This window comes from Streptococcus suis, from assembly GCF_016743335.1.
GTDB lineage: Bacteria > Bacillota > Bacilli > Lactobacillales > Streptococcaceae > Streptococcus > Streptococcus suis_Y.
Window position 1 is genome coordinate 17,602 of record NZ_WCJE01000022.1, and the last position, 20,680, is coordinate 38,281.

Sequence of the window (20,680 nt, forward strand, 5' to 3'; positions counted from 1 at the left end):
GTTTTACTTACTTCCCTCTCTCAACAATACAACTTTGACTGTCTTTAGTAAAATTTTAATATCTGACCAGATGGTCCAATTATCAATGTATGCTAAGTCCAACCGAACTACGTCGTCGAAGTCTGTGATATTACTACGACCACTAACCTGCCAGAGACCTGTGATCCCTGGTTTAAAACTCAATCTTCTCTTTTGCATTGGAGTATATCGCTCAAATTCATCCACCGTAGGTGGTCGAGTTCCAACCAAGCTCATATCTCCGATTAGCACGTTATAAAATTGTGGTAATTCATCTAAACTTGTTTTTCGTATGAAATGTCCAATTGGAGTAATTCTAGGGTCGTTGTCCATTTTGAACATTCCGCCTTGCATCTGGTTTTGGCTGAGCAAGTCTTTTTTGCGCTCCTCGGCATCAACATACATCGAACGAAACTTGTAGAATGTAAATATGCGTCCATTCTGTCCAACTCGTTTCTGAGCAAAAATGGCTGGTCCTCCATCTCTACGAATAATTGGAACTAACAAAATAGAAACTATACCACAAATAATTAACCCGACTACCGCTCCGAGTATGTCCAAAAGTCGTTTCATCATGATATGACTAGGCTTATAAAAATTTGTGGAAAAAGTTACAATGCTATGGTCACCTAGCAGTTGGATTTTTTTGTTCTTCAACGTAGTAAAACCAAATAAATTAATATCAACGCTTACATCAATACCTAACAACTCAAAATCTGAAACGAATTGCTTTACGTCAAAAAATTCCATTGGTAAATTTATAAAGACGTGGTCGACCACTTCCCTTGTTGAAAACTCTATAGCTTCTTCAACAGAATAATACAGCGGTAATGATAAATTAATATTATCTATATCTGTACCTAAAACTACCAATGCAACAAGATTTTTTTGAATTTGTTTATGTGATTCAAATAAAACTTGCATATTTTCCCATCGTTCAGCCGTTGTAATTAGAAGCGTCTTTTTTTGATAGGTTGTCGAAAATAGGAAGCTATCCTTAAACTGCTTAATAATTACGTTAAATAGGTATACCAAAACGAAGTTTATTAATGTGAAATACACGGCACCACGTCTTGAAAGTACGAAATTATTCTCCAACATAAATGAAACTGCCGTAAGAAAAATTGCAAATATTATACTATAGTTAAATGTTTTTTCAAACTCTATCAGATTACCTCTATACTCAAATTCAACTGGCATACGAGATATAAAAAATGCAAAATAATGAACCATCATTATGATAAAAATTCCAGAACGATTTAAATCAGCATTTAGTATATGACTTGTTAAAATTGCAGAAATTGCAACTGCTATCATATCAAACAATGCCAATTTCGTTTGGCGATATCCTATTTCATTACCCATATCTCCTCCACTATTTCTATGAGGTTACTGTACTTGATTTTTCAAAATCATTAGAGGATTTTTCGTAAATAAAGCATTTGCTCTATCCCCGCCATACTCTTTTTTTACAAGCTGATATGCTTCCTTCATAAACGGAGGTCTTGTCGTAGTATTATGCATATCACTTGCCACACAGTGAACTAGATTTTGTTCCAGGAAAAATTGTACTCTTTTCTTAAATTCCTTTGCACGATCACCAAGTAATCCCTGCTTCAAGACATGACTGCTATTAACCTGTGTCATGCATCCCTTCTCAATGAGTTCATTAACTCTATCAGCATTGAAAGCTAAAGCATCATATCTTTCAATATGGGCTAAAACTGGTGTTAAACCAAGCAACATGACCTCGTTTACCCCTTCTTGAATGTCCTTCCATGGAGTATTCATACTAAATTCCAGTAAAACATAGCGACTACCATTAAGTGTAGGAAATCTCTTTCTTTCAAGTTTACTTAAACTATCTTTCCTATAGTAGATTTCTCCACCGTAACAGAGGGTCAGTTGAGGGTATATTTCTTTCACCTTTTCCTTAAGTATCAAGAAATTTGCCATAATGACCTTCTCTGGTGTTTCAAACATTCCTTTTCGTCTATGGGAGGTAGCTACTATCATTCGAACACCTTGACCATGAGCATGACCAATCAATGCCAAACTCTCCTCTATAGTCTGGGGACCATCATCCACACCAAATATGATATGCGAATGAATATCAATCATACTAATACCTACTTATCAAACTTATGTTATTGAGAAATTAGGCTTTTTTGCCGTAATTTCCGTAGTTTCCGTACTCACCATACTTCTCAGTGGCAATATCATATTTGTTCAAGATAACGCCTAAGAACGGTGTGCCTGTTTGATCCAACTGCTCTTTTACTTTTTTCAAAGATGAGCGCTTAACATTGCCTGCTTCTGCTACAAGCACCATCGCATCACATTTCTGTGCAATGATAGCTGCATCAATTACCAGTCCTAATGGTGGACAGTCAACGATAACATAATCATAATAGCGACGAAGAGTCGCAAGTAAATTTTCAAAATTCTTACTTTGTAAAAGGGCAGTAGGGTTAGGTGAAACCTTTCCTGACTCAATGACGGTCAAGTTTGGAATATCTGTATCGCATAATCCCTGAGACAAGTCTGTTGTCCCTGCTAGGTAATCCGTCAAGCCTGTAATCTTTGTAATTGGCTTGAAGAAACCAGACATGACTGAATTTCGGATATCTGCATCCACCAAAACGGTCTTATAACCTGAACGAGCATAGGCAATAGCGAGACTAGCCGCAGTTGTACTCTTACCTTCATTTGACTGAACAGAGGTAATGCCAACAACCTTAATATCCGCTCCGCTAAGCTGAATGTTGGTACGGATGGCATTGAAATACTCCTCGGTTTTATTTACTATCTCTCTTTTTGTACGCGCAATTTCTAACGTTGCCATAGTTCACTCCTATTTCAATTTCTTAAAATCTGGTACTACACCAAGCAAGGTCAAGCCCATTACTTCTTCAATATCTTGTGGTCGCTTCACTCGATCATCTAATATATCTACGATTAATACAAAGCCAACGGCTAACATAGTACCTGCCAACATACCAATTGCAATATTCCGTTTGGTATTTGGTGTAGATGGTTGTTCAGCTGGCACCGCTTCTTCTAGTGTTGTCACATCGCTCACTTTAGTAACATCTATTATTTTCTGTGCAGCCACTGTTCGCAAGCTATTTGCAATCCGAGCTGACACATTTGGATCTGCATCACGGACTGTGATCGAAACGATGCGTGTATCTACTGGGATGTTGACAGTTATTTTATCTGATATATCCTCGACCAATCCTAGCTCAGTTTTTACACGTGATAGCACATCTTGTGATAGAATGATTTCTTTATAGTCCTTAACGAGGTAGGTCCCAGCCTGAAGTTCTTGGTTTGTCAAACCAGCTCCCGCCTCAACATTTTGACTGACTACATAAATCCGTGTAGTGGAGTCAAATTGAGGGGTAACTAAAAAACTACTATAGACGAAAGCAATCCCCGCTCCAAAAAGAGCTGTGATAATAATAAGGAATTTCTTGCTCCATAAGGTTTTTAAAAGTGATAACACATCAATTTCGGTTGCATTTACTTCCTGATTATACATAATCTCTCCTATTTTTTAATTTCCATCCAATACTGACTGAATCGCTGCCTTTGCTTGCTCCAGACTATCTTGGTTAATTTCCATCATATATAGTTGTGAACCTGGCATAGCAAACGACGGTAAATCGTTGCGACCGGTACCTGTCAATGCTTGTGATTCGACTGTAAATTGTGTACCTGATTCTAGTTGGGTATTCACTAAACTCATAATCGTTTCCAAGCTCAAATCTGTTTGGATAGATCCTTCCAAACCAGATAGGATTGCCTGATAATTTTTTAGATTCTCTGGCGCACTCATCTTTTTAATCAAGGCAGCAATCACTTTTTCCTGGTTCTTACCACGGTCATTGTCACCCCCTGTTAAAGAGTAGCGCTCTCGAACGAAGCCTAATGCTTGGTCTGAGTTTAAATGAACTTGTCCTACAGGGAAATAGTAATCCCCATGTAAACTTGTAAATTCTTGGTCGTTATATACATCAATTCCACCCACCAAGTCGATTAATTGAAGGAAGGAAGTGAAATTCAGCCGCACATAATTGCTAATGTCAATCCCATAGAGATTTTCTAAGGTATGGACAGAGGCATTTACACCGTAGATACCAGCATGCGTTAATTTGTCATATTGATTTTGTCCACCATCTGCAATAGCTACATAAGAATCTCGTGGTGTCGTTGTCAACAATATCTTATGGGTAGCACGATTGACTGTCATAATGATATTGACATCTGAACGCGAAACAGATGAAATCGGCCCATAGGTATCAATACCACTAATGTAAATATTAAAACTATCTCCGCTCGCTTGTCCTACTGCTGTTTCAACAGTTTTAGTGATTTTATAGCTATAAAGTTTTCTAACTTTTGACGAAAATTCTGGGTCTTCACTTTCTAAGATATTGGTAAAGACTCCATTCATTACCATCGCTTGGCTCTCACCATTGATTAATGACTGGTAGGCTGTCAAATATGAACTAGTCGGACTGGTAGTCAATTGAACAGACTTCATCTTAGCGATATCATCCAGCAAGGCAGTTATATTATCCTGATCATAATCTGACGGTGCTAATACAGAAGACAGTTGACTGATGTCAGTAATGTCACTGTTGGCTGGCACGATGACGCTCATCTCATACTCTGTAAATACGGAATTCGAGTTCAAACGGCTCGAAAACTTAACGACTTCGTTCATACCATAGGCACCAAGTGATGCTACGATTAACGATAATGCCAGTATAACTGTTGTTAAGACACGCGCCTTTTTCCGTCCAATCAGCCAAGCTGTAATAAGTACAATCCCGATTGATAGAACTGTTAGAATATGATTTATATATCTAAAATTTAAGATATTAAATCGATACATGGTAAACAAAGTCAATCCAAGGACAACGACATATAGTATCCATAATGCGTAATTTAAAATCTTTAACCTTGAAGACTTCTTACGACCACTTCTATTTTTCATAAATAACCTTTCTATTACTTACCCGTTATGCTAGTTCATTTCAAAATATAATAAAAAGAGCAAATGGACTATACTGTAAGTGATGAAACATACAGGAGGTTAGTCCACATGAGCCACTCATAGTATACTAAAAAATCTCTTCATTTGCAATAGAATGGTCCAATGGGTTTGTGTCAAGTTTCTCTCGGAAAGTTTTCAAAGTCCTATTGTAACGCTACATTCATAAATCTATTATAGGTTAGTTTTTGTTTTTTGAACAGTATTAGTTAGCCCTTGGAAATCTCCTAGTACAATCCAAAACAACTCATACTTTTAAAGTCAGAACATAAAGAGGATGGGCAAAAAGCCCAACCTCGCTTCTCAGGGTTCGTGTCAACATCTCAGCGCAGTGGTTGATTGGGTTTAACAGTCCAGTGGAGTGAAACAGTTCGGGGAACTGTTTCAGCCTGAGCCTCGAAGCATGAAAGCGAGGAAGAAGGTTGGAGATAGGATTTGCTTCGAAAATCTCAGCAATTCGTGTTTTACACTCCAAATCTGACCATTACGACTGTTGCGAACAGAGTTCGCTTCATTTCCAACCTCCAACAGTCACTACTCTGACTTAACGACTGTTGCGAACTTCGTTCGCTATATCTCCAACCTCAAACTGTCCCCCAGACAGTTTTGTAGCGAACTCTGTTCGCTATATCTCCAACCTCCAACTGTCCCCCAGACAGTTTTGTAGCGAACTCTGTTCGCTCTATTTCCAACCTCAAACTGTCCCCCAGACAGTTTTGTAGCGAACTCTGTTCGCTCTATTTCCAACCTCAAACTGTCCCCCAGACAGTTTGAGCTATACGGGTGTGGGAGTTTAAAAGGTCTGGGAGACCTTTTAAAGTGGGAGATATAAGCTGACGGCAGTCAGCTCACATAAATTGATGTCTGGGAATAGACTGTTTCAGCTCAACAACTAGAAATAAAGACTTGTTGACGAACTCTTTCTTTGACCAGTCGAGTTCTTTCCCGCTCCCAGTTTCTATTTCGCTTCCAAATGCCAGATATCTTCGTTGTACTGTTGAATCGTACGGTCTGATGAAAAGAATCCTGCTTTAGCAATGTTGACGATGACTTTTTCCAACCAGCTGTCGCGATCTTCGTAGTCTGCTAACATCTGCTCTTTAGTCGAGATATAATCTTCCAAATCAAGCAAGGTCATGAAGTGGTCATTGTGCTTGAGGTTATCCTGCAAGCGCCATAGGCGTTCATCAATACCACCAGCATGACGAATGGTATCAGAAGTGATGAAATCGATCAATGGACGGATAGCTTCACGTTCGTAGAAGGAATATGGATGGTAAGTTCCATTTGCATAGTGGTCGATAACAGTCTGGCTATCTTGACCGAAGATGTAGATATTTTCATCGCCGACCAATTCATGAATTTCCACGTTGGCACCGTCATCTGTACCAATAGTCAAGGCACCGTTGAGCATGAATTTCATGTTACCAGTACCAGAAGCTTCTTTAGATGCAAGAGAAATTTGCTCAGAAATGTCTGCCGCTGGGATGATGAAGCTGGCTTCCGTTACGTTGTAGTTTTCAATCATGACCAACTGCAAATGTGGTGCCACATCAGGATCATTTTTAATCACCTGTGACAATACCAAAATCAAATGAATGATGTCTTGGGCAGTTGTGTAGGCTGGAGCTGCCTTTCCACCAAAGAAGACAGTCAATGGACGCGCGGGGATATTCCCAGCCTTGATGTCCAAATACTTGTGAATGACATAAAGGACATTCATTTGTTGACGCTTGTATTCGTGCATACGCTTGATTTGCACGTCAAAGATGGACTCTGGATTAACTTCAACACCTTGAGTTTTAGCAATATGACGTTGTAATTTACGCTTGTTGTGTTGCTTGTTTTTTTCCAACCAAGATTTCAGTTCCTTATCATTCTTGTATTCTAAAAGTTTTTCCAACTCGCTAGCATCGTGATGATAGCCATCTCCAAGCAAGCCATCTAGGTAACTTGCCAAACTTGGATTAGCATGCATGAGCCAGCGGCGGAAGGTGATGCCGTTTGTCTTGTTGTTAAACTTCTCAGGGTAAAGCTCGTAGAAGGCTTTCAACTCAGATGTTTTCAAAATCTCGGTATGGAGTGCCGCCACCCCATTGATAGAATAACCATAATGAATATCCATGTGGGCCATGTGAACACGGTCATGTTCATCGATGATATTGACAGCAGGATCATCCTTCACTTCTTTGGCACGACGATCCAATTCCTCGATAAATGGTACTAAGTGAGGAACCACACGATTCAAGAAGTCAAGCGGCCATTTTTCAAGAGCTTCTGACAAAATAGTGTGGTTAGTATAGGCTGTCATTTTCTTAACAATTTCAACTGCCTCATCAAATGAAATGCCACGAAGTTCCAACAAACGAATCAATTCTGGAATAACAAGTGATGGGTGAGTATCGTTGATTTGAACCACTGCGTAGTCTGGTAAGTCATGGAGATTTGAACCTTTTGCAATCGCCTCATCAATCAATAGTTGCGCAGCGTTAGACACCATAAAATACTGCTGGAAGATGCGGAGAACTTTTCCTTCATCGGTCGAATCATCTGGATAGAGGAAGAGAGTCAAGTTTCGGAAAATATCTTCCTTATCAAATTCAATTCCATCGTAAATGATATTGTCATCCACAGAACCAAGGTCAAACAAGCGCAAGCGATTCTTGCGTTCCATTTTATAACCAGGCACATCGATATCGTACAACTTAGAAGTCAAGGTAAAGTTAGCAAATGGCACTTGGTAAGAAATCGGTGACTCTGTTAACCATGAACGTGGTGTAATCCACTCGTTTGGCGCAGCTGACTGCTGATGATATTCAAACAACTGGCGGAAAAGACCAAAGTGATAATTCAAGCCGACCCCATCACCGTTAAGACCTAAACTAGCAATTGAATCAAGGAAGCAGGCAGCCAAGCGCCCCAAACCTCCATTACCAAGAGACGGTTCAAGCTCCATGTCTTCAATAGCAATCAAATCCTTACCAGCCGCCACCAACTGGCTTTTAACCTCATCATAAAGACCAAGGTTAATTAAATTATTAGACAAGAGTTTACCAATTAAGAACTCTGCTGAAATATAGTAGACCTTTTTCTTTTGGTCATTTGTATACTTAGCTTCACTCTGCTGTTTTGTAAAAGCAAGCAAGGCGTAATAGAGTTCTTGGTCTGTACAATCTTCAATGCGTTTGGCATACATAGACTGAACAAAATTTTGTAAATTAATCATGAGGGCTCTCCTAGATATATTAATGTAATCATTCAGAAAGATTTCACTCTTTCTTTGTAAACGTTTTCTAAATTATACCCTATTTATAAAAAAAAGACAAGCTATTATACAAAATTGCATAAATAGTTTGCCTATTTTTTTATTCTGCAATCAGAGTTTCCAAACCAACTTTCATCATATCCGTGAAAGTATTTTGACGCTCTTCTGCTGTGGTGTCTTCCTCTGGATTAACCAAGCTATCTGAAATCGTCATAATGGCAAGCGTTTGAACGCCAAACTTAGCACCTAGGTAATAAAGTGCAGCTGCTTCCATTTCGACTGCCTTGACACCAATTTGACCAAGTTCCAAGTTGCGGCTGAAAAGTTTTGGTGAGTAGAAACTGTCTGAAGACAAGACATTACCGACATGAGTCGTCAGATTCAGGTCTTTGGCAATGTGATAGGCCTTGTCCAAGAGATTAAAGCTAGCAATCTGTGGCAGGTCATATTCTGGCCAATCAATGTTCATCATTTTAGAGTTGGTTGCGGCTGCTTGCGCCAAAACCAATTCACGAACATGGACATCCTTGTTGAGCGAACCGGCAGTTCCTACACGGATAAGCTTCTTCACGCCGTAGTCATTGATAAGCTCGTGGGCGTAGATAGAGATAGATGGCATTCCCATACCTGTTCCCATGACAGAGACACGATGACCCTTGTAGGTACCTGTGTAGCCGAACATATTGCGAACTTCGTTGAAGCAAACGGCATCTTCAAGGAAGTTTTCAGCGATAAATTTAGCACGAAGCGGATCACCAGGAAGCAAAATCTTATCAGCGATTTCACCAGGTTTTGCAGAAATATGAATAGACATGTAATGTACCTCTTTGTTCTATTTTTGAATGCTTACAACTCAGCCAAGATAGCTTTCACCAAGCCCTTGAAATTGCCCTTGATTTGCTCGGTTACTTCTACAACTTCTTCGTGATTGAGTTCAGATTGGAAACCTGCCGCAAAGTTTGTGATAGCAGAAATACCCAAGACTTTCATGCCTGAGTGAGCTGCCACGATAACTTCTGGTACTGTTGACATACCGACTGCGTGGGCACCCATAGTCTTGAAGGCCAAGATTTCAGCAGGTGTTTCATAGGTAGGGCCTGTCACACCGAGATAGACACCATCGTCCAACTTGATACCCAATTTTTCCGCAACGGCATGGGCTTTTTCACGGTATTCTTTAGTGTAGGCATTGGACATATCTGGGAAACGTGGACCAAATTCTTCCAAGTTTTCGCCAATCAATGGATTTTGGCCAGTCATGTTGATGTGGTCTGTAATGGCCATAAGGGTACCTGGACCGTAGCCGATACCACCTGCGGCATTAGTAACAATCACGCCTTCACAACCAAGAGCTTTCATGACACGGACTGGGAAAGTCACGACTTCCATCGGATTTCCTTCGTAGAAATGGAAACGACCTTGAAGAGCTAAAACCTTGCGACCTGCCAAATCACCGTACACCAACTTCCCAGCGTGACCTACAACTGTTGACTTGCCCCAGTTTGGAATGTCTGCATAGTCAATGACAATGGCATTTTCAACTTCTTGGGCCAATTCACCCAAGCCAGAACCCAAAATCAAACCGAATTCAGGTTTAATCATTCCTTTTTCTTCCAAGAACGTTTTTGTTTCATTGATTTTTGCAAGTAAACTCATATTTTCTCCTTTTATAAATAATCCGACCAGTCATATTCTGGCATTTTTTCTTTAATGATTTCAAGCGGACGACAGAGAAAGGCCGTCTGTTCTCGCTCGATAATGGGACGGTTGAGAAGAGCAGGCTCTTTAACTAAACGCTCAAAGATTTCTTCTTCTGACAAGGCTAGTCGTTCTTCCTCCTTCAATCGAGTAACTGCTGAAGGTTGACTGCCCATTTTTTCCAAGAGAGCTGTCAATTCAGCTCCCCTTAATGGCGTTTCCAAATAATTAACCCACTTGACTTCCATATCCTGACTGGACAGCAATATTCTTAATTTTTTACACTTGCTACAGTCAGGATTGTAATAGACCGTTAGCTTCTCCATTAAACCAACTGTGATAAGAAGCTTTCACCAATCATGGCTGTGTCCACTCCGAAGTTTTCCGCAACGGTTGCTGAAATGTCCGCAAAATGGCCTACTGGCAATACTCCACTTCCCTTGAATGACTTGCTATAAGCCAAGAGAGGCACATATTCGCGTGTGTGATCTGTTCCAGCATAGGATGGATCATTGCCGTGGTCAGCAGTAATCAAGAGCAGGTCATCTTCACGCATATTGTCAATAATCTCTGGAATACGTGCATCAAACTCTTGCAAACAATCGCGGTAGCCTTCGATATTGCGACGGTGACCATACACAGCATCAAAGTCAACTAAGTTTGTGAAGGAGAAACCTTCTTCGAAGTCTGATAACTTCAGAGTATCAATCAACACATCGACACCGTGCATGTTGGACTTGGTGTGACCCATATCATTTGTAATACCTGAACCATTGAAAATATCACTGATTTTACCAACTGAGTAAGTTGGTACACCCGCATCTGCTAGTTTGTTGAGTACTGTTGCTTCAAACGGTGATACTGCATAGTCGTGACGGTTGGCAGTTCGTGAGAAATTGCCTGGCTCACCAACGTAAGGACGGGCGATGATACGGCCTAGAAGAGCTGGGCGTTCAAGCGTAATGGAACGAGCGTATTCACAGATACGATACAACTCATCAAGTGGAATAATATCTTCGTGGGCTGCAATCTGAAGTACAGGGTCTGCGGAGGTATAGACGATTAACTCCCCGGTTTCCATTTGGCGAGGGCCGAAGTCATCAATGACAGCTGTACCTGAATACGGCTTGTTTGCTTCGCGGATGATTTTACGACCTGAGAATTCTTCGATTTTTGTCAAAATCTCTTCAGGGAAACCATCCCAGAATGTATCAAATGGCTCAGTAATATTGAGACCCATGATTTCCCAGTGGCCTGTCATAGTATCTTTTCCGAGCGATACTTCTTCCAACTTGGTCACGTAACCAGTTGGATGGCTTTCAGCAGGAACTGTCGCAAGCGCTGTATCTCGAGGGATATTTCCAAGACCAATCTTGGTCATATTAGGCACCTCAAGCCCAGCTTTTTCAGAAATGTGGCCGAGAGTGTCAGATTCTGTATCTGCTACACCCGCATTGAAAAATTTATCTGAGTCTGGTGCTGCGCCGATTCCGACAGAGTCCATAACTACCAAGTGAACACGTTTAAATTTAGGCATAATTGTCTCCTTTATTTGAATAGTTAGATTCAACCAAAATCAACGTCCAACCAAGTTGCTAGACTGGAAATTATCGTTACCACATCTAAACATTTTAATGGGGTGCAATACTTATACAGTCAAAGCTCTCGGCATCAAACTTCCTAACTATCAACACTAGATACTGTTACTCGCTTCACCGACTGCTGTTCAGCTATCGCTTTTTCAGTACCTATCATCTGACTGCTACGAGGTAAGGGGATAGATTTTTGAAGAGTCTAAACGTTCGTGTTTTCATTATACCATAAAAAAGCTTCTCATTGTACCAAAATGAGAAGCGGTTTCAATTTATTTCTTTTCGATGATGTTCGGTCCTTCTTGTGTACCAACAATTACCTTGGAAATCAATCCAATAAAGAGACCGTGTTCTACAACACCGACGGTCCGATCCAATTCTTCCGCCAAGGCATATGTGTCTTCTATTCTGCGCAAATCAAGGTCAATGATAAAGTTCTGCATATCCGTGATATGTTTTTCTCCATTACGCATACGAAAACTTGGACGATACCCTTTTTTCTCAAATAGTCGGAAAAGATTTTCCGCACCGTACTGCACGACTTCCACCGGCAACTTGAAGGCTCCTAGGGTATCTACCACCTTGGACTCATCGACAATCCAGATGCAGTCCTTGCTATTGACTGCTACCACTTTCTCCATGAGAAGCGCTGCGCCACCGCCTTTAATCCCATTGAAGTCTCCATCAACCTCATCTGCTCCATCCACCGTCAAGTCCACATATTCGACTTCGTCGATGTTTTTTAGGGGAATCCCAAGGGACGCAGCATGCTCAGCCGTTGCATGAGAGGTCGTTACGCCTGTGATCTGTAGCCCTTCTTCTGCAACCCGGCGGCCAATCTCCTGCACGAAATAGTAGGCCGTCGAACCAGTTCCCAGCCCAACAATCATCCCGTCCGTCACAAACTCCGCCGCCTTAATCCCAACCTGCTCTTTAAGATTTGTCATCTTTGTCTCCTTTGAAGTAAAACGATTACATATAGTATAGCATGGAAAAGGGGGAGGGACAAGGGGGAATAGAAAGTCAAAAAATAATGTCTCAAATCCTAAAAAATTTTTATTTACTCAAATATATTTGTTATCAACTTAGGGATGTAGGAAACCTTATGAGAAGTTAGCTGATGGGACAGTTAAAGAATTTGAAAAAAATATTCCAGATGGATGGGCAGTAGTTTATTTTCCATATATTTGTACCTTAGAAAATGGTTCTATAAAACGAGGACCTTTTGGAAGTTCAATACCAAAATCAATGTTTGTTCCCAAGGGACAGAACACCTATAAAGTCTACGAACAAGGTAATGCAATACGAAAAACATTCAGCTAACTTCTCATAAGGTTTCCCATCATCACCACGAAAAAACTCTGTTTCCTTTTTATCTCGCTTGACTTTTCCTTCCGAAATCAACTTCTCTTTCTCTTCCTTTATACGTTTCAAAAGTTCACTTGCAGGCTCATCATTTGGGTCTTGCGGAACAAGCTTACCCTCCATCGCTCTTTGCAAGATACTTACTTTCAGTTGTTCAGGAGTCATTATTTCTCCTCCAAAATTTCTAAAATTTCCGCCAAAATAGTATCTATTTTTTTATTTAGGATAGCTCGTTCTTGCTGATAGTTTTGGATAAGATCAAGTGGCTCTAAAATTTCTTCCTCTTTCTTTGGAAAACCGCATTGATCAAAATTATAGTTTAAACTAGCTAACTCATCTGGTGTAAACGATTTAGATTTGTAGAAATTCCCTTCTAAAATCTCTTGGCGATTTTTCCACCATTCACGAACTGGATTAAAGTGATCATTTCTCATTGGTTTAGTTTTAGAGAAATTTTTATAGCCATCTGGCATATCCAATCTGTAAAACCAAGTTTCTTCTGTTTTTTTCGTCTTATCAAAAAAGAGAATATTCGTATGGATTCCTGTATATGGAGCAAATACACTATGTGGTAAGCGAATTATAGTGTGAAGATTAAACTCCTCAACCAATTTCTGCTTTAGTCGTATTTTTGCTCCTTCACCAAAGAGGAATCCATCTGGTAGAATGACACCAACTCGACCATTTTCTTTAAGTCGATACATGATACAATATTATAATAAAGTAATCCTCAAACTTACCCTAAATATATTAATCCCCATCCCTCATTTGTGCTTTTTTCATCATTCCATGATACACTAATAGATAAGACGATTTTAGAAAGAAAGATATATGATTACCAAAGAATTCGACACCATTACCGCTATTTCCACCCCTCTCGGTGAGGGAGCTATTGGGATTGTCCGCCTGTCTGGGACGGATGCCTTTGCCATTGCCAGCAAAGTTTTCAAAGGTAAGGATTTGGCGACTGTGCCCAGTCACAGCCTCAACTACGGCCATATCATCGACCCCGCAACCAATCAGATTCTGGACGAGGTTATGATCGGAGCCATGCGTTCACCAAAGACCTTCACGCGCGAAGATGTCATCGAGATTAACACCCACGGAGGCATCGCCGTTACCAACGAAATCCTCCAACTCCTGATTCGCCAGGGTGCTCGAATGGCTGAGCCGGGCGAATTTACCAAGCGGGCCTTTCTCAACGGCCGTGTGGATTTGACCCAGGCCGAGGCCGTCATGGATGTCATCCGTGCCAAGACTGACAAGGCCATGCACAATGCCGTCCGCCAGCTTGACGGCTCCCTCTCCCAGCTCATCAACGACACGCGCCAGGAGATTCTCAACACGCTGGCACAGGTCGAGGTCAACATCGACTACCCTGAGTACGACGACGTCGAGGAGGCGACGACAGAGCTGGTCCGCGAGAAAACTCTCCAGTTCCAAGCGCTTTTGGAAAATCTCCTCCGTACTGCCCGCCGTGGAAAAATCCTGCGTGAAGGCATCGCAACCGCTATTATCGGTCGTCCAAATGTGGGAAAATCCAGCCTACTCAATAATCTTCTCCGCGAGGAAAAAGCCATCGTTACAGATATCGCTGGAACAACCCGCGACGTTATCGAAGAATACGTCAACATCAAAGGCGTCCCCCTCAAGCTGATTGATACCGCTGGCATCCGTGAAACAGATGACATCGTTGAAAAAATCGGTGTGGAACGGTCTAAAAAAGCCCTTGAGGAAGCCGACCTGATCCTGCTAGTCCTCAACGCATCTGAGCCCCTGACCGAGCAAGACCGTAATCTCCTAGCCATTTCAGATATGGCCAACCGTATCGTCCTGCTCAACAAGACCGACCTAGAAGAACAGATTGAGGCAGACCAACTGCCTGAGGATGTCATCCGCATTTCCGTCTTGCAAAACCAGAACATCGACCAAATCGAAGAAAAAATCAACCAGCTCTTCTTTGAAAATGCTGGTCTGGTAGAGCAAGATGCCACCTACCTCTCCAATTCCCGCCACATTTCCCTGATTGAGCAAGCCGTCCAAAGCCTACAAGCTGTCAATGACGGACTGGAAATGGGCATGCCAGTAGACTTGTTGCAGGTTGACCTGACCCGTTGTTGGCAGATATTAGGAGAAATCACAGGAGATGCAGCTCCAGATGAACTCATAACTCAACTCTTTAGCCAGTTCTGCCTTGGAAAATAGTATCACATATCATGCAAGAAAACTTGTATGATTTTTTTGATATATCAACACATAAATTCTTGACAATATATACACTTTAAGATATACTAAAATATAGAGAGGAGGTCTTTCCATGAAAAAAATCATCATCTGTATTACACTTCTGTCCTGTCTAGTTTTTCCCTTTATTGGCTGGAAACTCTACGCCTACCAGCACAATAAGATTCAATTAACAGAGAAAGCTGATTTCTACTTGGTTTATCCCGGTAAGGTAGAATCCTTTCAGCTAATTGGTCAAGAACCTGTTCTACTTCATACCCAAAAGATGAATTCCGAAGGCTATTTTGGCTCTGGTGAAAATTATGTCATAGACAATCGATATCTAGTCTTTGCCAACGATCAGCAAAAATTCATTAACGACAATCTGATATCCATCGATTTCAATACTGGCACTGTCTTGCGAAAGCCTAGCAAACATAGTACCTCGATCAGTGGTACAGATGGAAACCATTTCTATACAGCTGGTGCTTATCATACGCTTACGCAATTTGATAAGCAGTTTGAATCCATTCAGACGCTTGTCCTCAATGACGACTTCATACCAAATGCTCCAGTCATGGCAGACCAAACGTCAGTCTATTTAACTGGTTTTGTGAAAGATTTTACCCAAGAAGGACCCGAGGAAAATGTCTTAGTGGTTTTTGATAAGAAAGATTTTTCAAAACAAGAGGTATTCAAGTACGACAATACCATTGCCACAGGAGAGGGGCTTTTGGTCAATGGAACCATCTATCTCCCAAATTTAGGGAAAAAAACAAGTGAGTATACTGACATTGAACAGTCATCCGAACTCCTAACCTTTGATACAAAAACAAAAACATTTTCGTCAGTAACTTTAGAACACCCCTCACCAAGTACACTACATGCTCTCAAAGACCAGAAGCTTCTCCTCATCGAGTATCAAAATGGCATGTTTAGCCCACTTTCCTTTACTATTTACAATACCCAAACTGGCGAGCAATCCTACCATACTTTGAAGGACTTAAATCCCCGTCCCCACTACATCGACCATATCCGTCAAATCGATGACAAGCGCTTAATGATAATTTTGGCAAATCAACTCCTTATCTATGATATGGAGGCTAAAAACATTATCAGCCAGACCACACTGTCAGATGACTACGTTTCTGGTGTTTGGATCAATCCATAAAATAAGAACTCGGCTCAGGGAGCCGAGTTCTTTATTCGTTATCTTGTAAATCCACACTTGGAACTGTTGTCGCAGCATCATTTGTTGCCTGGAAGAGCTCTACTTTTTCATAGCCAAATAGGTTGGCGTAGATGGACGTCGGGAATCGTTTGATTTTTTTATTGTAGGCTGTTGCCACCGCATTATAATCCTTGCGGGCAACCAAAATCCGATTTTCAGTCCCCTCTAGCTCGGTAATGAGGTCAGATACCTGTTGATTGGCTGTCAGTTGGGGATAGTTTTCCGCCACCATCAGCAAGCGAGAAACAGCCGTATCCAGCTGACTTTGTGCTTGATTGTAGTCGCTGGTTCCCACTTGGCTAGAGCCGATTTTCGCACGCGCATCTGCAATGGCAGTGAAAATCTCTTCCTCATGCTCCATGGCTCCCTTGACTGCTGCCACGACATTCGGTATCAGGTCATAGCGCCGTTGGAGCTGGGTATCCACATTGGCCTGGGCATTTTCCACTTCTGCATGGCTATCGACCAGCCCATTGTATTGACCGACTGCACCCATTCCTAAAAATAGCAGAGCTAGAATCGGGATGAGTATGGCTAACCATTTCTTTTTCATAGACTTTCCTTTCTTTTCTTACCAACCAGATGAGGCTCCACCGCCTCCACCACCGCCACCAGACCAGCCCCCTCCACCATAGGATGATGAAGAAGATGAAGAATGGGAGGAATGGTTATTGTGGTAATGATGGTGGTCATCTACCAGCATCCAGAGCAGATTTCCTGGACCACCACCACGACCACGGCTAGCCTTATCAATAATTCCAAAAATTATGAAGATTAGTATTAGAATTAAAAACAATACAAAACTATCACTTTCCTCACTGGTCCTTTCTTCCATGGCAGCCAGCTGTTCCTGACCCAGACTAGTCCCGTAGAAGCGATCTCCGATGGATTGGACAATGTAGGTCACTCCGCCATCATAGTCTTCCTGACGGAAAAATTCTCTAGCATTATCTAGAATGTCCTTGGCTTCCACATCTGTCAACACCGTTGCAGCATTGTCAGAGGTTTCTATCCGAAATGCTCTGTCAGCTATGGCAACCACTAAAAGAACTCCGTTGTCCGTTCCTGCAAAGCCAACCTGCCAGTCACGGAAAGTTGCGTTAGCTAGACTTTCAATATCAGTAGAAAGACTTTCCGTCACATAGACCCCAACCTGTAACTGCTGCTCACTTGCTGCCCAGGTCTGATTGAGCTGGTCAATGTTGGCAATGGTTTCACTGGAAAGAAGCTGGGTTTCATCAACCACCGTCGTATCAATTGGACGGGCTGGAATTCCCTCAGCTCCTACCAGACTAGGCTGACCTAGGCTGAACAATAAAAGCAAGAAACCCAATAAATAATACAAATACTTTTTCATAAAGCACCTCCTGAAGGAAGAAAACGTTATCTTTTATATTATTGTATCATTTTTACCTTATTTTTCAAGTATTTGCATAAGTATTTTTTGTAAATTTGGAATGATTTCCGCTTGAAACCAAGGATTCTTTGCCTGCCAGATATTGTTTCTAGGTGATGGATGGGGCAAAGGAAAAAAGGTGGGAAGGTAATCATCTGCACGCTTCACTCTCTCCGTCAGGTTCCTTTGGGATTTTTCCAAATAATAAGTTTGAGCATAATTGCCTACCAATATGGTCAACTCAAGCTTTGGCAGTTGGTCCAGAATAAGCGGGTGCCATTTGGGCGCAAAATCCTTGCGAGGCGGCAAATCCCCAGACTTCCCTTTTCCTGGATAATAGAAATCCATAGGAAGAATAGCAAAATGACCCGATTCATAAAAAGTCTGTCGATCCACGCCCAACCATTTCCGCAGATTCTCTCCACTGGCATCATCAAAGAGGCGACCTTTTTCTTGTGTTTTTAATCCCGGCGCCTGTCCAATAATGAGAATTTTTGCGGTCGAAGGGGCTTGGAAAAGGGGAGCTATTCCCTTATTCGTAAAGTCTCGGTTAGCAACATCCTCAATGATAGCTTGACGAATATCAGCAAGTTCCATGATGTCCTACTTTCTTAACCATGGTCACATCTTCTTCTAAGGCTCGGAAACCGCATTTTTTGTAGAAAGAATAGGCTGGAAGAGTACGTTCGGTTTGCAGGAGAATATGCACAATCTTTCTCTCGACCAGCTGCTCCTCAATTCTTTTTAGAAAGTCCTTACCAATTCCTCGTCCTTGGTAATCACGGGAAATGCAGAACTCTTCAATTCGGTATTCGGTCCCCTCATACCAATAGCGAATGTAACCAAGTGATAGACCTAGCAATTTTTCCTGGTCAAACAAGCCAAAACTGAGTGCTCTTGGATGTGCCAGTAAATCGCCTATGTAGCGGTCTAATTGTTCCTCATCTGACCAATCATCATTCCAAGGTTCTTGGCTGAAAACAGATAAAAATAATTCTTTAACCATTTCCATGTCTGAAAAACAAAGTTCTTTCAGTTTCATTCTTCCTCCTAAAAAAGACGGGCATCCCCGTCTTGATAAGAACCTGTATTCACAAGTAAAGTACTTTGATATAAGAGATAGTTTTTCACTCATCAAGGCAGTTTTTTGAGGGAATACTGACTGTATTTTGAAAAAAACTAACGATGAGGAGCTGAAAAACTAGCCTTAGACAAAAGTGCTGTACTGTAAATATGGGTTCGTATTATTTGATTAATTCATAGATAGCTTCTGCGTAAATGGCAGCTGCGCGGTAGAGTTGCTCAACTTCGATAAATTCGTTGGCTTGGTGCATGGTGTTGATATCGCCTGGGAACATGGCTCCGTAGGCAACGCCACGTTTGAGCAAGCGTCCAAATGTTCCACCACCGATCACTTGTTCGTGACCTTTCAAGCCTGTGTGTTTTTCATAAACAGACAAGAGGGTTGCGACCATTGGGTCATCGATTGGGCAGTAATGTGGGGTATGGCCATGCTCAGACAGGCTAACAGCTTCCACGCCCAGTTTTTCCAAACCAGCCTTGATGGTTTCAGGGTTGGTATTTTTTGGATAACGGAAGTTGAGGGCGATGGTGTTATCAGATGAGGTTTCATCAAACTTAAAGACACCAGCGTTCATAGAAAGAGCTCCCATTTGCTCATCGTAGATGGCTACGCCGAGTTTTTTAGCGTCATGGTCTTCCAGAAGGACTTGTCCTGCCAAGTCAAGATAGGTTTTAGCTGCTCCGTCAAAGGCGAATTGGCTGAGGAATTTTGCCAAATAGGTTGCTCCGTTGACACCTTCTTCTGGGGTTGAACCGTGGGCTGATTTTCCGATGATGGTGACTTGAACTTGACCGTTTTCAAGGGTTTCCGCGTCAGCTTTTAGGCCATAGGCTGCTGTGAAATCTGCCAACTTGCTGTCCAAATCTGCAAGGTCGCCAGAGATAATAGCTGTCGCAGATTCAGGCACCATATTCTCACGCAGGCCGCCTGTGAAGGAATGCAGTTTAGCAGCTCCGCTATTTTCCCCCGCAAAATGCAAGTAAGCTGTGATGTTGCCTTTTTCGCCGTTGATAATCGGGAACTCAGCGTCTGGAGAAAATCCGAAATCTGGTAATGGGAGACCGACATGCTCAAAGTAGTAATCCATGTCCGCCCAGCCTGACTCTTCATCGGTACCGACGATGAAACGGACTTTTTTAGAGGTCGGAAGGCCCAACTCCTTGATGATTTTCAAGCCGTAGTAGCAAGCCATGGTCGGTCCCTTGTCGTCAGAGGATCCGCGGGCAAAGAGCTTGCCGTCAATGATTTGTGGCTCGTATGGGTCGGTGTTCCAGCCACTTCCCGCTGGCACCACATCCAAGTGCCCGAAGATACCAAGGACTTCATCGCCCTCGCCAAATTCAAAGTGACCTGCGTAGTTATCGACATTTTTAGTCGGATAACCATCACGCTGAGCAATTTCTAGAAACTTGTCCAAGGCACGTACTGGACCAGGTCCAAATGGATGCTGGGCATCTGCCTGGCTATCGTCACGCTCAGAATTGATGCGGAGGAGGTCAAAGAGGTCCGCTAGAAACTCATCTTTGCGTTTGTCAAACTCTGCTCTAAAATTAACTGTCATATTTTCTCCTTTTCAGTATCGTCATTTGGTTTATCTTTTATTACTTCGTTAACTCACCTTGCCTAACTCCAGTTATGCCTGCGGCTCGTTGCCTAGTTCTAAAAGTAAACCAAAAGACTATATCAAAGTAAGTCTATTTTATCATAAAATGAAAGAGATTTCAGAAGTAAAGCGAAGAAAAAAAG

General features: G+C 41.8%; 18 protein-coding genes and 2 pseudogenes. 2 read left to right on the forward strand and 18 right to left on the reverse strand.

What is annotated here, in order from left to right:
- Positions 1-3 precede the first annotated feature (3 nt).
- From F9856_RS07355 to F9856_RS07415, 13 genes and pseudogenes are all read right to left on the reverse strand, one after another.
- On the reverse strand, positions 4-1,383 hold the full coding sequence (locus F9856_RS07355) for a sugar transferase (RefSeq protein ID WP_202106209.1): 1,380 nt from the start codon (positions 1,381-1,383) through the stop codon (positions 4-6).
- A 24-nt stretch (positions 1,384-1,407) separates the two neighbouring features.
- Positions 1,408-2,139, reverse strand: a complete 732-nt coding sequence (gene cps4B / locus F9856_RS07360) for a capsular polysaccharide biosynthesis protein Cps4B (protein ID WP_202106210.1) — start codon at positions 2,137-2,139, stop codon at positions 1,408-1,410.
- 37 nt (positions 2,140-2,176) lie between these two features.
- Positions 2,177-2,863, reverse strand: coding sequence for a tyrosine-protein kinase (locus F9856_RS07365; RefSeq protein WP_202106211.1), 687 nt, complete (start codon positions 2,861-2,863; stop codon positions 2,177-2,179).
- A 9-nt stretch (positions 2,864-2,872) separates the two neighbouring features.
- A complete protein-coding gene (locus F9856_RS07370; RefSeq protein WP_024397777.1) occupies positions 2,873-3,562 on the reverse strand; it encodes a YveK family protein in 690 nt (229 codons plus the stop codon).
- 15 nt (positions 3,563-3,577) lie between these two features.
- Complete coding sequence (locus tag F9856_RS07375) at positions 3,578-5,023, reverse strand: LCP family protein (RefSeq protein ID WP_202106212.1); 1,446 nt, start codon at positions 5,021-5,023, stop codon at positions 3,578-3,580.
- Between the two features lie 1,015 nt (positions 5,024-6,038).
- A complete protein-coding gene (glgP, locus tag F9856_RS07380) occupies positions 6,039-8,306 on the reverse strand; it encodes a glycogen/starch/alpha-glucan family phosphorylase (RefSeq protein ID WP_202106213.1) in 2,268 nt (755 codons plus the stop codon).
- 139 nt (positions 8,307-8,445) lie between these two features.
- Positions 8,446-9,159 carry a purine-nucleoside phosphorylase gene (gene deoD / locus F9856_RS07385; protein ID WP_202106214.1) on the reverse strand — a complete coding sequence of 238 codons (714 nt, stop codon included), beginning with the start codon at positions 9,157-9,159 and terminating at the stop codon, positions 8,446-8,448.
- Between the two features lie 32 nt (positions 9,160-9,191).
- Positions 9,192-10,001: a purine-nucleoside phosphorylase gene (locus tag F9856_RS07390; protein ID WP_029175266.1), complete on the reverse strand. Its 810-nt coding sequence runs from the start codon at positions 9,999-10,001 to the stop codon at positions 9,192-9,194.
- 11 nt (positions 10,002-10,012) lie between these two features.
- Positions 10,013-10,369: an ArsC/Spx/MgsR family protein gene (locus F9856_RS07395; protein ID WP_024399749.1), complete on the reverse strand. Its 357-nt coding sequence runs from the start codon at positions 10,367-10,369 to the stop codon at positions 10,013-10,015.
- The gene (locus tag F9856_RS07400; RefSeq protein WP_029176309.1) at positions 10,369-11,580 is read right to left on the reverse strand and encodes a phosphopentomutase; all 1,212 of its coding nucleotides are present in this window, start codon (positions 11,578-11,580) and stop codon (positions 10,369-10,371) included. The genes F9856_RS07395 and F9856_RS07400 overlap by 1 nt, the downstream gene beginning before the upstream one ends.
- A gap of 327 nt (positions 11,581-11,907) precedes the next feature.
- Complete coding sequence (rpiA, locus tag F9856_RS07405) at positions 11,908-12,582, reverse strand: ribose-5-phosphate isomerase RpiA (protein ID WP_172062883.1); 675 nt, start codon at positions 12,580-12,582, stop codon at positions 11,908-11,910.
- A 367-nt stretch (positions 12,583-12,949) separates the two neighbouring features.
- Positions 12,950-13,165, reverse strand: a pseudogene (locus F9856_RS07410) (type I restriction endonuclease); the annotation flags it as partial.
- Positions 13,165-13,707 (reverse strand): annotated as a pseudogene (locus tag F9856_RS07415) (N-6 DNA methylase); the annotation flags it as partial. The pseudogenes F9856_RS07410 and F9856_RS07415, both read right to left, overlap by 1 nt.
- A gap of 124 nt (positions 13,708-13,831) precedes the next feature.
- Here F9856_RS07415 and mnmE point away from each other — a divergent pair.
- Entirely contained in the window at positions 13,832-15,205 is a 1,374-nt protein-coding gene (gene mnmE / locus F9856_RS07420) for a tRNA uridine-5-carboxymethylaminomethyl(34) synthesis GTPase MnmE (RefSeq protein WP_202106215.1), read from the forward strand.
- 112 nt (positions 15,206-15,317) lie between these two features.
- Complete coding sequence (locus F9856_RS07425) at positions 15,318-16,394, forward strand: hypothetical protein (RefSeq protein ID WP_202106216.1); 1,077 nt, start codon at positions 15,318-15,320, stop codon at positions 16,392-16,394.
- A 31-nt stretch (positions 16,395-16,425) separates the two neighbouring features.
- Here F9856_RS07425 and F9856_RS07430 read toward each other — a convergent pair whose 3' ends face one another.
- From F9856_RS07430 to pepV, 5 genes are all read right to left on the reverse strand, one after another.
- Positions 16,426-17,007, reverse strand: a complete 582-nt coding sequence (locus F9856_RS07430) for a LemA family protein (protein ID WP_202106217.1) — start codon at positions 17,005-17,007, stop codon at positions 16,426-16,428.
- A gap of 18 nt (positions 17,008-17,025) precedes the next feature.
- Positions 17,026-17,811: a TPM domain-containing protein gene (locus tag F9856_RS07435; protein ID WP_202106218.1), complete on the reverse strand. Its 786-nt coding sequence runs from the start codon at positions 17,809-17,811 to the stop codon at positions 17,026-17,028.
- A gap of 57 nt (positions 17,812-17,868) precedes the next feature.
- Positions 17,869-18,447 (reverse strand): uracil-DNA glycosylase family protein, encoded by a 579-nt coding sequence (locus F9856_RS07440; protein ID WP_202106219.1) that lies wholly within the window; start codon positions 18,445-18,447, stop codon positions 17,869-17,871.
- Positions 18,434-18,892 (reverse strand): GNAT family N-acetyltransferase, encoded by a 459-nt coding sequence (locus F9856_RS07445; protein ID WP_202106220.1) that lies wholly within the window; start codon positions 18,890-18,892, stop codon positions 18,434-18,436. Before F9856_RS07445 ends, F9856_RS07440 begins: the two co-directional genes overlap by 14 nt.
- A 202-nt stretch (positions 18,893-19,094) precedes the next feature.
- On the reverse strand, positions 19,095-20,495 hold the full coding sequence (pepV, locus tag F9856_RS07450) for a dipeptidase PepV (protein WP_202106221.1): 1,401 nt from the start codon (positions 20,493-20,495) through the stop codon (positions 19,095-19,097).
- Positions 20,496-20,680: the final 185 nt, after the last annotated feature.